The organism is Luteimonas sp. TWI662, assembly GCF_039673825.1.
GTDB lineage: Bacteria > Pseudomonadota > Gammaproteobacteria > Xanthomonadales > Xanthomonadaceae > Luteimonas.
In genome coordinates this window covers 64,920-78,515 of sequence record NZ_JBDJMI010000018.1, presented here as the reverse complement: position 1 = coordinate 78,515, position 13,596 = coordinate 64,920, and the positions used below count along the sequence as shown (strand labels likewise).

General features: G+C 71.8%; 8 protein-coding genes. 5 read left to right on the top strand and 3 right to left on the bottom strand.

Going from position 1 to position 13,596, the window contains the following annotated elements; translation table 11 throughout:
- Nucleotides 1-331: 331 nt before the first annotated feature.
- Nucleotides 332-1,558, top strand: a complete 1,227-nt coding sequence (locus tag ABE488_RS13015) for a flavohemoglobin expression-modulating QEGLA motif protein (RefSeq protein WP_346445474.1) — start codon at nucleotides 332-334, stop codon at nucleotides 1,556-1,558.
- Between the two features lie 4 nt (nucleotides 1,559-1,562).
- Here the strand turns inward: ABE488_RS13015 and ABE488_RS13010 are convergent, their stop codons facing one another.
- Nucleotides 1,563-4,691 (bottom strand): diguanylate cyclase, encoded by a 3,129-nt coding sequence (locus tag ABE488_RS13010; RefSeq protein ID WP_346448769.1) that lies wholly within the window; start codon nucleotides 4,689-4,691, stop codon nucleotides 1,563-1,565.
- Between the two features lie 86 nt (nucleotides 4,692-4,777).
- Here ABE488_RS13010 and ABE488_RS13005 point away from each other — a divergent pair, with 86 nt between their 5' ends.
- On the top strand, nucleotides 4,778-5,416 hold the full coding sequence (locus tag ABE488_RS13005; protein WP_346445476.1) for a response regulator transcription factor: 639 nt from the start codon (nucleotides 4,778-4,780) through the stop codon (nucleotides 5,414-5,416).
- A gap of 164 nt (nucleotides 5,417-5,580) precedes the next feature.
- On the opposite strand, the gene ABE488_RS13000 is transcribed toward ABE488_RS13005, so the two are convergent.
- Together ABE488_RS13000 and ABE488_RS12995 are read right to left on the bottom strand one after the other, a co-directional pair.
- Complete coding sequence (locus ABE488_RS13000) at nucleotides 5,581-8,199, bottom strand: PAS-domain containing protein (protein ID WP_346448767.1); 2,619 nt, start codon at nucleotides 8,197-8,199, stop codon at nucleotides 5,581-5,583.
- A 50-nt stretch (nucleotides 8,200-8,249) separates the two neighbouring features.
- Entirely contained in the window at nucleotides 8,250-9,416 is a 1,167-nt protein-coding gene (locus ABE488_RS12995; protein WP_346445478.1) for a porin, read from the bottom strand.
- Between the two features lie 174 nt (nucleotides 9,417-9,590).
- On the opposite strand from ABE488_RS12995, the gene ABE488_RS12990 reads away from it, so the two are divergent.
- From ABE488_RS12990 to ABE488_RS12980, 3 genes are read left to right on the top strand one after another with little or no spacing between them, the layout of a single operon-like run.
- A complete protein-coding gene (locus ABE488_RS12990) occupies nucleotides 9,591-10,946 on the top strand; it encodes a dicarboxylate/amino acid:cation symporter (protein ID WP_346445479.1) in 1,356 nt (451 codons plus the stop codon).
- A 47-nt stretch (nucleotides 10,947-10,993) separates the two neighbouring features.
- Nucleotides 10,994-12,010, top strand: coding sequence for an alpha/beta hydrolase (locus ABE488_RS12985; protein ID WP_346445480.1), 1,017 nt, complete (start codon nucleotides 10,994-10,996; stop codon nucleotides 12,008-12,010).
- Between the two features lie 38 nt (nucleotides 12,011-12,048).
- Nucleotides 12,049-13,527, top strand: coding sequence for a porin (locus tag ABE488_RS12980; RefSeq protein WP_346445481.1), 1,479 nt, complete (start codon nucleotides 12,049-12,051; stop codon nucleotides 13,525-13,527).
- Nucleotides 13,528-13,596: the final 69 nt, after the last annotated feature.

The following is a 13,596-nucleotide window of genomic DNA, read 5'->3' as shown; positions in this document are numbered from 1 at the left end:
CGGCACAGCAGCGCCGTGCTCCCTCCCCCGCGCGCGGGGGAGGGCTGGGGTGGGGGCGAACGGCCGCGAGGGCGCGTCGTTTGGATGTCGGGAACGCCCCGGCCCCCACCCGCCGCGCGACGCGCGTCGACCTCACCCCGCAAGCGGGGGAGGTGCCGCGATCTTCGGCATTGCGGCGCGGTGCTCTCTCCCGCGCGCCGGGATGGTGTCGCGATCTTCGGCACTGCAGCGCCGTGCGCCCTCCCCCGCGTGCGGGGAGGTGGGAATGCGGACGCCCCGAACCGACCGCGCTGCATTGCTACAGTGGCCGCGCTGCGACCAGGAGCTGCCGATGCCCGATGCGATCGCCCATCACGCTGCGCTCGATGCGCGCATGGTCGCCGCTGCGCGCGGGATCCGGCTGCTGGGATTGGCGAGCTGGGCACCGGACACCCAGCAGCGGTTTCTCGCTGCGTTCGCGGCCGGGCGCCGTGAGATGCCGGAGGTCGTCTACCCCTCGCTCGACTTCGCGCAGGCGCGGCGCGAGCTGGACGCAGTCGCGGCGGCGGCCGATGCCGAGCATCCGCTGGGCGCGTATCTGGTCGAATCGGCGCAGGCCTGGGACGTCGCCGCACGCTTGCTCGAGGCGCTGGGCACCGGGGCGGTCACCGCACATGCGGTCGCGCTGTACGGGCGCCCCGACGCGTCGTTGCCGGGCGGGGCGCTGACGACCTGCGATGCGGCGCGGCATTTCCTTCGGATCGCCGATGCCTACGATCCGGCCCTGCTGGGCGAGGCCGACGACCCGACGGTCGATGCGGCCACGCTGCAGGTGCAGCTCCAGGGGGATCTGGATGCGTACTTCGGCGCGCGCGTGGTCGAGGTCGAGCGCGATGCCGGGCTGATCGCCAAGGCCGCCGCCGGCGCCTATCGGCTGCGGCTGCGCGCCGATGCGCGCTACTCGCCGCACGACCGCGCCCAACTGCTGCAGCACGAGGCCTTCGTGCATTCGTTGACCGCCCTCAACGGCCGCGCGCAACCGGTGTTGCCGAGCCTGGCGATGGCCGCACCGCGGACCACCGCGACCCAGGAAGGGCTGGCGGTGTTCGCCGAGCAGATCACCGGCAGCCTCGACATCGCCCGCATGAAGCGGGTCAGCCTGCGCACCGAGGCGATCGCGCGGGCGCTCGATGGGGCCGATTTCCTGCAGGTGTTCGACTATTTCCACGCCGCCGGACAAGCCCCGGCCGAGAGTTTCGCGTCGGCGCAGCGGGTGTTCCGCGGCGTGCCATTGAGCGGCGGCCATGCCTTCACCAAGGACACGGTGTACCTGCGCGGGCTGATCGACGTGCACACCTTCTTCCGCCAGGCGCTGGCGCAGCGCCGGCTGCCGCTGTGCCGGCAACTGTTCGCAGGCAAGATGACCCTGGACGACGTGCACCGGTTCGCGCCGCTGTTCGAGGCCGGCGTGCTGCAGCCGCCGCGCTGGTTGCCGCCGTGGCTGGCGCGCGCCGGCGGGCTGGCGGGGATGCTCGCGTTCTCGCTGTTCGCCAACCGCATCCGGCTCGATCAGCTGTAGACGCTCAAAGCCCGAACGTCGGCAGCGCGGCGGTCGAATGCAGGCAGCGCACGCTCTCGCTCAGATCGGCCGGGTCGGCGCCTGCGAACAAGGCATGCAGTTGGTGCCGGCGGGGCGTGGCGGTCGGCGCCAGGCCCACCCAGGCATCGCGCCCGGCGGCCTTGGCCGCGTACAGGCAGCGATCGGCCAGTGCGCACGTCTGCTGCCAGTCGCCGAGCGACGGCCACGCGGACGAGAACGGCCAGGGCGCGAAGCCGATCGAGCAGGTCAGCGGCAGCGGCGCACCGTGGGCCAGCGTCACCGGCTCGGCCGACACCACGTCGCGGATCCGTTCGGCCAGGCGCGCCGCGGCCTCCGGCCGGTCCAGGCGCGCGGCCAGCAGGAACTCTTCGCCGCCCCAGCGCACCAGCAGGTCGTCGGCCCGGCACAGCCCGCGCAGTCTCTGCGCGAACTGCACCAGCACCGCATCGCCGGCCTGGTGGCCGCGGGTGTCGTTGATGCGCTTGAACGCGTCGATGTCGAGCATGAAGAAGTACAGCGCATCGTGCGGCGTGCCGGCGGCGGCCGGGACGCTCACGTGTTGCGCCGCGCGTGCGAGCCAGTCCTGCAACTCGCGCCGGTTGGCCAGGCGGGTCAGCGGATCGAGCCGGGTCGCCGCATCGAGTTGCGCATTGCTCAACTGCAGTTGCCGGTTGGCCTGCTCGAGCTGGGCGGTGCGTTCGGCGATGGTGCGGTCGAGCAGTTCGGCGCGCTCGCGCTCGCGATGCACCGCGCGCCGTGCCCGCCACACGAACAGCGCCAGTGCGCAGGCCGCGAGCAGCGCGTAGGCCGCGTACGCCAGCGGATGGCGCCAAGGCGGTGGCGGCATGGTCATCTCCAGCACCCGCGACGGGCCGAAGGTGCCGTCGCGGCCGGCGGCCTGGACCTCCAGCCGATAGCGGCCGGCGGGCAGGTGGTTGAGCGAGACCTCGGTGCGCGCCTGGTGCGGGTACAGCCAGCCGACATGCAGGCCCTCGACCCGGTAGCGCAGTTGCGCCGCGCCGGGGGCGAGGAAATCGATCGCGGTCATGCCGATCGTGAACACGTCGTCCTCGTCGTCGAGCGCGATCTTCGTCGCATAGACGATGTCCGTCTCACTGGCGCGGCGCGCCTCCGGATCGCTGCGCCGGCTCAGCAACTGCAGGCCGGTGAGCACGGGCCGCGCCGGCGCGCTGCGCCGTGGCAGCTGCATCGGCGCGATCACGTCCAGCCCCAGCGTGCCGCCGAAGTACAGCAGGCCGTCCTCGTCCTGGAACGCCGAGCCGCTGTTGTACTCCTGGTTGCGCAGGCCGTCGCGCCGGCCGAGGTTCTGCACGATGCCGTTGTCGTGGTCGACCACGCTCAGGCCCAGGTTCGTGCTCACCCACAGCCGTCCGCCCGGATCGGGCAGGATCCGGTAGACGACGTTGTTGGTCAGCCCGTCGCGATCGGTGAGCGCGGTCGAGGCGCCGGTGGCGCGGTCGATGCGGTACAGGCCGCCGCCGAAGGTGCCGGCCCAGATCGCGCGGTCATCGGCATGGATGGCCCACACCGCGCGGTGCAGACCCGCGCCGGTGGGCTGCAGGCGCGCGAACGTATCGCCGCGCAGCCGCCACAATCCGCGTGTGCTGGTCCCCACCAGCAGGCTGCCATCGATGTCGGGATACAGCCGGGTGACCACGCTGCCGTCCAGCGCGGCCACACGCGGGTCGGCCACCGCATGGCCGCGTTCGAACCGCTGCAGCCCGCCGCGGGTGCCGACCCACAGCGTGTCGCCCTGGCGCAACAGCGCATCGATGCGCGGATCGCGCAGGCCGGTGACCTGCACGATGCGGTCGTCGTGGTGCAGCCGGTACAACCCCGACAGCGTCCCGACCCACCAACCGCCGGCACCATCGGCTGCGAGCGCGCGCACCGAATGGGTCGCCAGCGTGGTCACTGCGCGCCATGGCCCCGCACCATCGCGCAGGTGCAACCCGGCATCGGTGCCGACCAGCATCCGCGCGCCGTCGCGCGCGACCGCGCGGATGCTCGGGCTCGGCCAGTCGTGCATCTCGCCCAGGCCCGCGCCGTCGTGGCGGATCACCGACGACAGCGGACGCGCCCGGTACAGGCCCGAGGTGTAGGTCCCGATCCACCACGCGCCCGAATGCCCCTGGTGGAAGCGGGTGATCGCACTGCGCGGCGGCTGGTCGAAGCGCAACTGCTGCGGGCGGTCGCTGCCGGGTGCGAGCTGCACCACGCCGCCATGGGCGAAGCCGATCAGCAGCCGGCCATCGTCGAGCCGGATCATCGCTGTCGGCCGTGCGGTACTGGCGCCCAGCGCGGTCATCGGCCAGTGGCGCAGGACTGCGCCGCTCAGATCGAGCCGGTGCAGGCCGGCATCGGAGGCGACCCACAGCCCCTCGGGACCAGCCTGTAGCGCCACGCAGCGGCGTGCGTCCGACAACGCGGGCAGCGCGTGCAGCCCGTCGGCGTCCACCGTCCACAGCCCGCAGTCGGCATCCAGGCCGACCGGCTGCGGACGCCCCGGCGCCTTGATCAGGCCGACGATCTCGCCGGTCGCACCCAGCGGCCGGACCGTAGCGACCGCCGCATCGACGTGGTCGATCCCCGCCTCGGTGCCTACCCACGCGCCGCCGTCGGGATCGAGCAGGATCTCGGTGACGCGCGTGTGCGACAGCCCCGCATCGACATCCACCCGCCGCCGCGTCCAGGTCGGCAGGTGCACCACCTCCAGGCCGGCGTCGTCGGTGCCCAGCCACATCCGCGTGGTGGACGCCTCGAACGCCAGGCTGTCGATCCCGCTGCTCGCCAGGCCCGCCTCGCCGGGCGTGTCGTCGGTGCGGTAGGTGCGGAAGCGGTGGCCGTCGAACCGGTTGAGCCCGTCCTGGGTGGCGACCCACAGAAAGCCCTGATCGTCGCCGCTCATCGACGAGACTGTCAGCTGCGACAGCCCCTCTTCGAGGCCGTAGACCTCCAGGCTCAGCGAGGGAGTGTGCTCGGGCGCCTGCGCGCAGGCGCCGGCAGGCACCAGCGCGGCGAGCAGCGTGGCGAGCGCGCCACGCCAGCGGCGGCCCGCGCGCGTGCGGAGGATGTGCGCGACGGTATGCACCTTGATGGCGACTCCGGCTCCCGATCGTCCCGATCGTCCATTGTGCCCTCGAAAGCACCGCCCGACGGACATGCCAGACTGTAGCGATGGAGACTCCGACGATTCTGGTCGCCGACGACCACCCGCTGCTGCGCGCCGCGGTCCTGCACGCACTGCGCGATGGCCTGGGCGAGATCCGCGTGGTCGAAGCCGCCAGCGCCTCGGCCGTCGAGGCCGCGCTGCCGGCCCATCCGGACATCGAACTGGTGCTGCTCGACCTGGCGATGCCCGGCGCCCGCGGCCTGTCGACGCTGGTCTGGCTCCGCGGCGAGCGGCCCGAACTGCCGGTGCTGGTGATCTCGTCCAACGACCACCCGCGCACCGTGCGCCGGGTGCAGCAGTTCGGCGCCGCCGGCTTCATTTCCAAGTCGGCGCCGGCCGAATCGATCGCCCAGGCGGTCGCGGCCGTGCTCGATGGCGGCAGCTGGTTCCCGCCGCTGACCGCCGAGCGCTCGGAAGCCGATGCCCAACTGGCCAGCCGCCTGGCCCAGCTCACGCCGCAGCAGGTGCGGGTGTTGCTGTGCCTGGCCGACGGCCTGCTCAACAAGCAGATCGCCCACCAGCTCGGGTTGGCCGAGAACACCGTCAAGGTCCATGTGACCGCGATCCTGCGCAAGCTCGAATGCCACAGCCGCACCCAGGCCGCGGTGCTGGTCAAGGCGCTCGAGCGCGACGACGAGGCTTAGATCGGCGCGGCCCGCGTGGGCAAGGCGTTACAAGCCTTCCCCCGCATGCGGCGCGCGCGTGGCCAAAGCGTTCTAAGCCCTCTCCCGCATGCGTGGCGCGCGTGGCCATGTCGTGACAAGCCCTCCCCCGCATGCGGGGGAGGGTTGGGTGGGGGCCACCGCGCTCAATGCCCCCGCAAACGCATCTGCATCATCAGCGCCCGCAGCGCCGGCGGCCGCACCGGCTTGGAAAGGAAGCCATGGCCGGCCTCGCGCGCCTGCGCGCGCAGCGCCGGATCGGTCTCGCCGGTGATCACGATCACCAGCGGCACCGCACCCCAGCGCTCGCACAGCGTGTCCAACAGCGTCGGGCCGTGATGTTCGCCCATGCGCACGTCGAGCAGCACGATGTCGGGCGCCTGGCCGTGCATCGCGGCGGCGAGTGCGGCGTGCGGGCCGTCGGCCAGCAGCACATCACACTCCCAGCGCTCGAGCAGCAGGCGCGTCGCGGCGCAGACCTGCGGCGCGTCGTCGACCACCCACACGCGGCAGCCCCGCAAGGGCGCGTCGTCGTCGTCGGCCTCCGGCACGGGCACCGGCGCGGCGTCGCCGGGCGCGACTCGCGGCACCGTGACCGAGAACACGCTGCCCACACCCGGTTGCGAGCGCAGGTCGATGCGATGGCCCAGCAACCGCGCGATGCGCTCGACGATCGACAGTCCCAGGCCGACCCCGCGGTCGTCGCCACCGCCGTCGTCGAGCCGGCGGAACTCCTCGAAAATCTCGCGCTGGCGGTTGGGCGCAATGCCCGGGCCGGTGTCGTGCACCTCGATGCGCAGCGATGTGCCGACGCGCCGGCAGCCGAGCAGGATGCGGCCGTGCGCGGTGTAGCGCACCGCGTTGGACAGGAAGTTCTGCACCAGGCGGCGCAGCAGCACCGGGTCACTGCGCACCCAGGCGTGCGTGGGCACCGCGTCGAGCTGCAGGCCGCGAGCCTGCGCCAGCACGCCGGCCTCGCGCGCCAGCGCCTCGAGCACCGGCCCCAGCGGCACGTCGTGCACGTTGGCCTGCAACGTGCCCGATTCCAGCCGCGAGACATCGAGCAGGCTGGTCAGGATGCCGTCCTGCGCCGACAGTGCGCTCTCGATGCTGTCGACGATCGTGCGTGCCTCCGCGCTCGGCAACCGGGCACGCAGCGCCGAGACGAACATGCGCGCGGCGTTGAGCGGCTGCAGCAGGTCGTGCACCGCGGCCGCGGCGAACCGGCCCTTCTGGCGGTTGGCGGCCTCGGCCTCGCGGCGCGCCTGCTCCAGGTCCGCGGTGCGCTCGGCGATGCGCTGTTCCAGCGCGTCGGCCAGCGTGCGCAACTCGCGCGCGGTGGTCTTGTAGGCGGTGATGTCGGCGTAGCTGGTGACGAAGCCGCCATCGGGCAGCGGATTGCCCCGGATCTCCAGCACCGTGCCGTCGCTCTTCTCGCTTTCGCGCGCATGCGGCTTGCCGCTGCGCAGGTGGTCGAGCCGACGCTCGATCGTTTCTTCGACCGGCCCCGGACCGAGCAGGCCGCGCCGCGCGTTGTAGCGGAACACGTCCTCGATGGGCGTGCCCACGCGCACCAGATCGGGCGGGAAGCGGAACAGTTCGATGTAGCGCGCGTTCCAGGCCACGATGCGCAGCCGCGCGTCGATGATGACCACGCCCTGCGGCAGGTGCGCCAGCCGGCGGCTCAGCCCGGTATCGGCCTCCTGCGCGGCGGCGACCAACCCGTCCTTGGCGGTGCGCAGTTCCTCGGCGTGCTGGCGCACCAGGGTCTCGAGCTCCTCGCGGCTGCGCCGGCGCAGCGCCCCCAGGCGCAGCCGCTGCTGCGCGAACAGCACCACGAACACCAGTGCGATCCACGACACACCGGCGATGCCGGCCCACTGCCAGGCCGCGACCGCGACCGGCGTTGCGTCCTGCAGCAGGTGCAGGGTCCAGTCGGTGTCGGCCAGCGGCGTGCGCTGCCACACCCAGCGCCCGGGCATCGCCGGGTTGTCGATGCGCGCCAGCGCATCGTCGCCGATCGTGCCGACGAACGGACGCAGCGGCTGGCTGCCGTACTGCCGCGTGGCCTCAAGTTCGGCGCGCGCGCTGCCCGTGAGCGGGGCGAGCAGCCGGTAGCGCCATTCGGGCCGGCTGGCGAGAAACACCACGCCATGCCGATCGCTGGCCAGTACCACGCTACCGGCGTGCGGCCAGCGCTCTTCGTACTGGGTCAGCTCGAGCTTGATGACGATCACGCCGACCGCGCGGCCGTCCGCGTCGCGCAGCGCCTCCGACAGGAAATAGCCCGGCACGCCGGTGGTCACGCCGATGCCGTAGAAGCGCCCGCTGCCCTCGCGCAGTGCCTGCTGGACATACGGGCGGAAGGCGTAACGTTCGCCGACATTGCTGCCCAGCGTGCGCCAGTTACTGGCCGCGATCGCGGTGCCGTCGGCGCCGATCAGGGTCAGCGTGGAGGCCTGCGCGGTGCGGTTGGCTTCCTCCAGCCGTCGGTTCAGCCGCTCGCGTGTGGGCGCGTCCACGGACGCTGCGACGGCGGCGCGCAGGTCGGGATCGAGCGCCAGCAACTGCGGCAGTGCGCGGTAGCGCTCGATGCGCTGGTCCAGCGCCTGTGCCTGCAACTGCAATTGCTGCTGCGCCAGCGCGGTCTGCTGGCGCAGCGCATTGTGGCCGCCGAGCCGATGGCCCAGTACGGTCGTCGCCACCAGCCCGCCGATCGCGATCGCGGTCCAGAGCAGGCGGCGGGCACGGGGCGGGGATCGCATGGGGCGAGGTTAACGGCCGACGTGTCGCGAGTTCGCGACGCGTCGCTCGCTCAGAACTGCACCTGCGCGCGGAACTCCACCGCATCGGGCGAGGTCGAGCGGCCGCCGCGGGTCGCATGGGCGCGCACGTAGTTGGCCTGCAGCTTGAAATGCGAGGTCAGGTACCAGTTGGCGCCGAACGTCCAGTCGTGCTGGCGGCCGCCGGCGATCGGGCCGTCGTCGAGATCGAGCGTGCTGTAGCGCGCCGCCAGCTCCACTGCGCCGTAGCCGTGCGCCGGCTTGGGGTTGGCGACGTTGCCGGCCGAGTACGGCCGGTGCTCGCCGGTGATCAGCCAGCTGCCGGCCAGGTAGCCGCCTTGGGCGCGATAGTCGGGCAGGCCGCCGTCGCGGGCGATGTCGGCGCGCAGCAGTTCGCCCTGCAGCGAGACCGGCCCGCGGATCCAGATGCCTTCAAGGCCAGTGCGGCGGATGTGATCGACCGGTGTCAGCTCGCCCGAGTCGACCAGGCGCACCGGCGTCAGCCCCGCGCCGGGCCGCGCGCGCAGGCGCGCGGTGGGGGCGAAGCGATCGCCGCGCCCGTCGGTCCAGGCCTCCGGGTTCTCGCGCGAGGCCGCCAGCCCCAGGTGCAGCACGTCGCCGTCGGCCTTGCGCGGCGTCCACACCGCACGCGCGGCCACAGTCTGGCCGTGATTGTCGCCGTGCAGGTCCTGGCCGGCGTAGCCGCCGACCTGGAACAGCGCGGCCGGCTGCTCGTAGGTCCACTCCACACCGGTCCGCCGGCCCTGGTAGATCGCCTGGATCGGCGCAGCCAGTTCCATGAACGTGCCGGCGCGCGAGGCGGTCACGCCCTCCAGCCCTACTGGCACCTTCATGTAGCCCACGCGCAGCGTGCCCAGGTCGCGGCCCAGGAATGCCTGGCTCTCCACACGCACGAACACGTCCAGCCAGGTCCTGGATTCGAAGTCGAAATAGACCATCGCATCCCAGACGCCGGCCTTCTTGGCCGTCGCGCCGAACTCGCGGCGGCGCAGTCCGTCATCGTCGACCAGGTGCGGGTCGCCGCTGAAATCCACCGTGTCCCAGGCGAAGTTCGCAGTGGCCGCGACGTGGGTGCCGTCGCCGAAGGTGTAGCCGGTCGGCCAGTCGTCGAACGCGCGGGCGAACGCGGGGGACGTGCCGGCGGCGAGCGCCAGCAGCAGCGGGAGGGTGAGGCGCATGGGGGAACCTCGTGGGCACAGGGCGCGGGTGGGCCGGGCAGTCTAGGCAGTGCGCCGGGCGGATGCACGCGCCGCATAACACCAATGCGCTATCGGCGGATCCGGCGTGCGGGCGTACAACACAGCCTCGCCGAGCGCCCGCATGTCGACGGACGCGCCAACCGGATCCTCCGCATGCACGCCATTCCCGCCGCCACGCCGGCCGCTCCGCGGTTGCCGTGGTATCGCCAGTTGTACGTCCAGGTGCTGGTCGCGATCGCGCTGGGCGCGCTGCTCGGCCACTATTCGCCGGCCTTCGCCGAGCAGCTCAAGCCGCTGGGGGACGCATTCATCAAGCTGGTCAAGATGATCATCGCGCCGGTGATCTTCCTGACCATCGTCACCGGCATCGCCGGCATGACCCAGCTGCGCACCGTCGGGCGGGTGTTCGCCAAGTCGATGGCCTACTTCCTGTGCTTCTCGACGCTGGCGCTGGTGGTCGGCATGGTCGTCGCGCACGTCGTGCAGCCCGGGGCGGGCATGGACATCGACCCGGCCACGCTCGACACCGCCGCCGTCCAGGGCTACGTGCAGAAATCCCACGAGCTGACCCTGACCGGCTTCCTGCTCGACATCATTCCCGGCACGCTGGTCAGCGCGTTCGTCGACGGCAACATCCTGCAGGTGCTGTTCATCGCGGTGCTGTTCGGCATCGCACTGGCGCTCACCGGCGAGAAGGGCCGCCCGGTGCTGACGTTCCTCGAAGCGCTGACCACGCCGGTGTTCAAGCTGGTGCACATCCTGATGAAGGCCGCGCCGATCGGTGCCTTCGGCGCGATCGCCTTCACCATCGGCAAGTACGGCCTGGCCTCGCTGGTCAACCTGGCCTGGCTGGTGGGCACGTTCTATGTCAGCTCGCTGCTGTTCGTGCTGGTGATCCTGGGCGCGGTGGCGCGCGGCTGCGGCTTCTCGGTGCTCAAGCTGATCCGCTATCTGAAGGCCGAACTGCTGCTGGTGCTGGGCACCTCGTCCTCGGAATCGGCGCTGCCCTCGCTGATGGAGAAGATGGAGAAGGCCGGCTGCAAGAAATCGGTCGTCGGCCTGGTCGTGCCGACCGGCTACTCGTTCAATCTCGACGGCACCAACCTGTACATGACCCTGGCCGCGCTGTTCATCGCCCAGGCCACCAACACCGAACTCACGCTGTGGCAGCAGGTCACGCTGCTGCTGGTGGCGATGCTCAGTTCCAAGGGCGCGGCCGGCGTGACCGGCGCCGGCTTCATCACCCTGGCGGCCACGCTGTCGGTGGTGCCCACGGTGCCGGTGGCCGGCATGGCGTTGATCCTGGGCATCGACCGCTTCATGAGCGAATGCCGCTCGCTGACCAACTTCATCGGCAACGCGGTCGCGACGGTCGTTATCGCGCGCTGGGAGAATGCGCTCGACCGCGACGCCCTCAACGCCGCGCTCGACGGCACACCGGCGCCGGTGATGGCCGCGCCCGATCCGGCGGCCGGCCCCGGCGACCGCGAGGTCCTGGCGCTCGACTGACCGCCGCACGTCGCACCATCCACATGCACCACCACGGGAGGGGATCCATGACCACACACCGCTGGGCCGGCACCATCGCCGGCCTGTTGTTCGCCTGCACCGGCATCGCCCAGGCGCAGACCGGCCCGCAGACCGTGCCGCTGTGGCCGGCCGGCCACCTGCCGACCAGCGTCACCGGCCCCGAGCAGGTCGGCAACGAGGGCAGCGCGCTGGGCGCGGTGACCCGCATCGCCGAGCCGCGTATGGAGATCTACCGGCCGGCGCAGCCCAACGGCACGGCGGTGCTGATCCTGGGCGGCGGCGGCTATTTCCGCATCCAGGTCGGCACGGCCGCCACGCCGATGGCGCAGTGGCTGGCCTCGATCGGCACCACCGCCGCGGTGCTGTACTACCGGCTGCCCGGCGACGGCTGGCCGGCGGTCGCGCCGTTCCAGGACGGCCAGCGCGCGCTGCGCGTGCTGCGCAGCCAGGCCGGGGCGCTGGGCATCGACCCCGAGAAGATCGGCGTCATGGGCTCGTCGGCCGGCGCCAACCTGGGCGGCATCCTCGCCACGCGGTTCGACCACGATTTCTATCCCGCACTCGACGCCACCGACCGCGTCTCGTCACGGCCGGACTTCCTGGCGATGCTTTATCCGGTGGTGTCGCTGCAGGCGCCGCTCGACACCACCCGCTCGCGCCGCGAGCTGGGCACGCAGTCCGACGCGGTCGCTGCCTACTCGGTCGAATCGCACGTGCGCGCCGACATGCCGCCGGTGTTCCTGGTGCATGCCGCCGACGACCCGATCGCCGATGTCGGCCACAGCCTGACGATGTTCAACGCCACCCGCGCCAAGGGCGTGCCGGCCGAGATGCATATCTTCGAGCGCGGCGGCCACAGCTGGGGCCTGGGCCGGCCGGGCGCGCTGGTCGCGCAGTGGCCGCGTCTGTTCGCCACCTGGGCGCGCAGCCACGGCTTCATGCAGGGCGCGCCAGTGTCGTTGCAGCCGTTGCTCGGCAATACCGCACCTGTCCCGGCCGCCGACGTGCCGGACGAGGACATCGACGACGCGGACGGCGACTGACCGCCGCGCCCACGCCACCATCCCGGGGAGGGACACACATGCATTCATTGCGCTTTGCGGCACTCGCTGCCGCCATCGGCCTTGCCCTCGGCACGGCCGCCTTCGACGCCACCGCCCAGGACGAGGCCGCGCTGCGGACGCTCGTCGAGCAGCAGGCCCAGATGCTGCAGGCCCAGGCCGCCCAGCTCGAACAGCTCAACGCGCGCCTGGCCGCGCTCGAGGCCGATCGGCCGACGACCGCCGTGGCCACGGCGCCCGCGGCTGCGTCCACGACCGACGCGCAAGTCGCCGCGGCCGTCGCCGACACCCGCCAGGACGACCTGGCGATCCTGCAGGCGCAGGTCGCACAGCTGGCCGCCAGCGGCGGCACCGGCGGCGGCAACACCAGCTGGCGCCGCGGCGGGCCGGAGTTCCGCAACGGCGACCGCAGCTTCACCTTCCACCCGCGCGGCCGGGTGATGATGGATTGGTCGTCGACCAACGGATCAAAGTTCGCCGATCGCAACATCGGCGGCACCGAGATGCGCCAGGTGCGCCTGGGCGCCGAAGGCACCATCGGTGCGCTCGGCTACAAGATCGACGCCGACTTCGCCGATAACGACGTCAGCATCAAGGACGCCTATCTGTCGTGGGACACGCGCCTGGGCAACCTGCCGGCCGAGTTCTACATCGGCAACAAGCTCAAGGACCGCGCGATCGATTCGAGCACCACGCTCACCCGCACGCCCTTCATGGAGCGCAATGCGGTCGCCTCGATCGGCGCGCCCAACAGCGGCTACTTCGGCCTGGGCGCGCAGATGAAGCTCATCGGCCAGAACTGGCACTACAGCCTGGGCTTCACCGGCGACGACATCGGCAACGCCGGCGCGCAGAGCGACTCGCAGACCGTCACCACGCGCGTGCACTGGAACCCGATCAAGCGCGCGCAGGGCTTCTTGCACCTGGGCGGCTGGGCCGTGTACGAGGACTTCGGCAGCGACGTGACCAGCATCAACAAGGTCCCGCGCATCGCCTCGAGCTTCAACGACAACGTGCGCGTGTCCGCCAGCTCGATCGCCGGTGTCAGCCACGAGACCATCTGGGGCGCCGAGCTCGGCGGCACCTGGCGCAGCGGCTGGGCGTTCGCCGAATACGCCGAGCGCACCATCGCCTCGCGCACCGCCGACGACTTCACCCAGAAGGCGACCTCGGTCTACGCCGGCTGGCTGCTCACCGGCGAAAAGCCCGGCTTCAGCGCCCGCTCCGGCGTCTGGGGCACCACTCGCGTCGCACGACCGGTCACCGACGGCGGCATCGGCGCCTGGGAACTGGCCGCGCGCTTCGACCGCTTCGACTTCACCGACGCCCGTCGCGGCGGCGAGGGCGACGCCTGGACCCTGGGCGTGAACTGGTACCTCAACAACTGGTCGCGGCTGATGCTCAACTATGTGCACTGGACCACCGACAACCAGGTCGGCAGCTATCGCGGTCCGGACTCGGGCAACACCGTCAACGTCCGCGCCCAGGTCGTGTTCTGACCTGCGCGATGCGCACCATCCGCCCGCGTCGGGTCCGACGCGGTCGCGGGGGGTAGAATCACGGGCCTG

What these genes read in the sequence shown, in the direction of transcription:
- ABE488_RS13015 (WP_346445474.1), top strand. Translation starts at nt 332, where the DNA reads ATGCCCGATGCGATCGCCCATCACGCTGCGCTCGATGCGCGCATGGTC.
- ABE488_RS13005 (WP_346445476.1), top strand. Translation starts at nt 4,778, where the DNA reads ATGGAGACTCCGACGATTCTGGTCGCCGACGACCACCCGCTGCTGCGC.
- ABE488_RS13000 (WP_346448767.1), bottom strand. Translation starts at nt 8,199, where the DNA reads ATGCGATCCCCGCCCCGTGCCCGCCGCCTGCTCTGGACCGCGATCGCG.
- ABE488_RS12995 (WP_346445478.1), bottom strand. Translation starts at nt 9,416, where the DNA reads ATGCGCCTCACCCTCCCGCTGCTGCTGGCGCTCGCCGCCGGCACGTCC.
- ABE488_RS12990 (WP_346445479.1), top strand. Translation starts at nt 9,591, where the DNA reads ATGCACGCCATTCCCGCCGCCACGCCGGCCGCTCCGCGGTTGCCGTGG.
- ABE488_RS12985 (WP_346445480.1), top strand. Translation starts at nt 10,994, where the DNA reads ATGACCACACACCGCTGGGCCGGCACCATCGCCGGCCTGTTGTTCGCC.
- ABE488_RS12980 (WP_346445481.1), top strand. Translation starts at nt 12,049, where the DNA reads ATGCATTCATTGCGCTTTGCGGCACTCGCTGCCGCCATCGGCCTTGCC.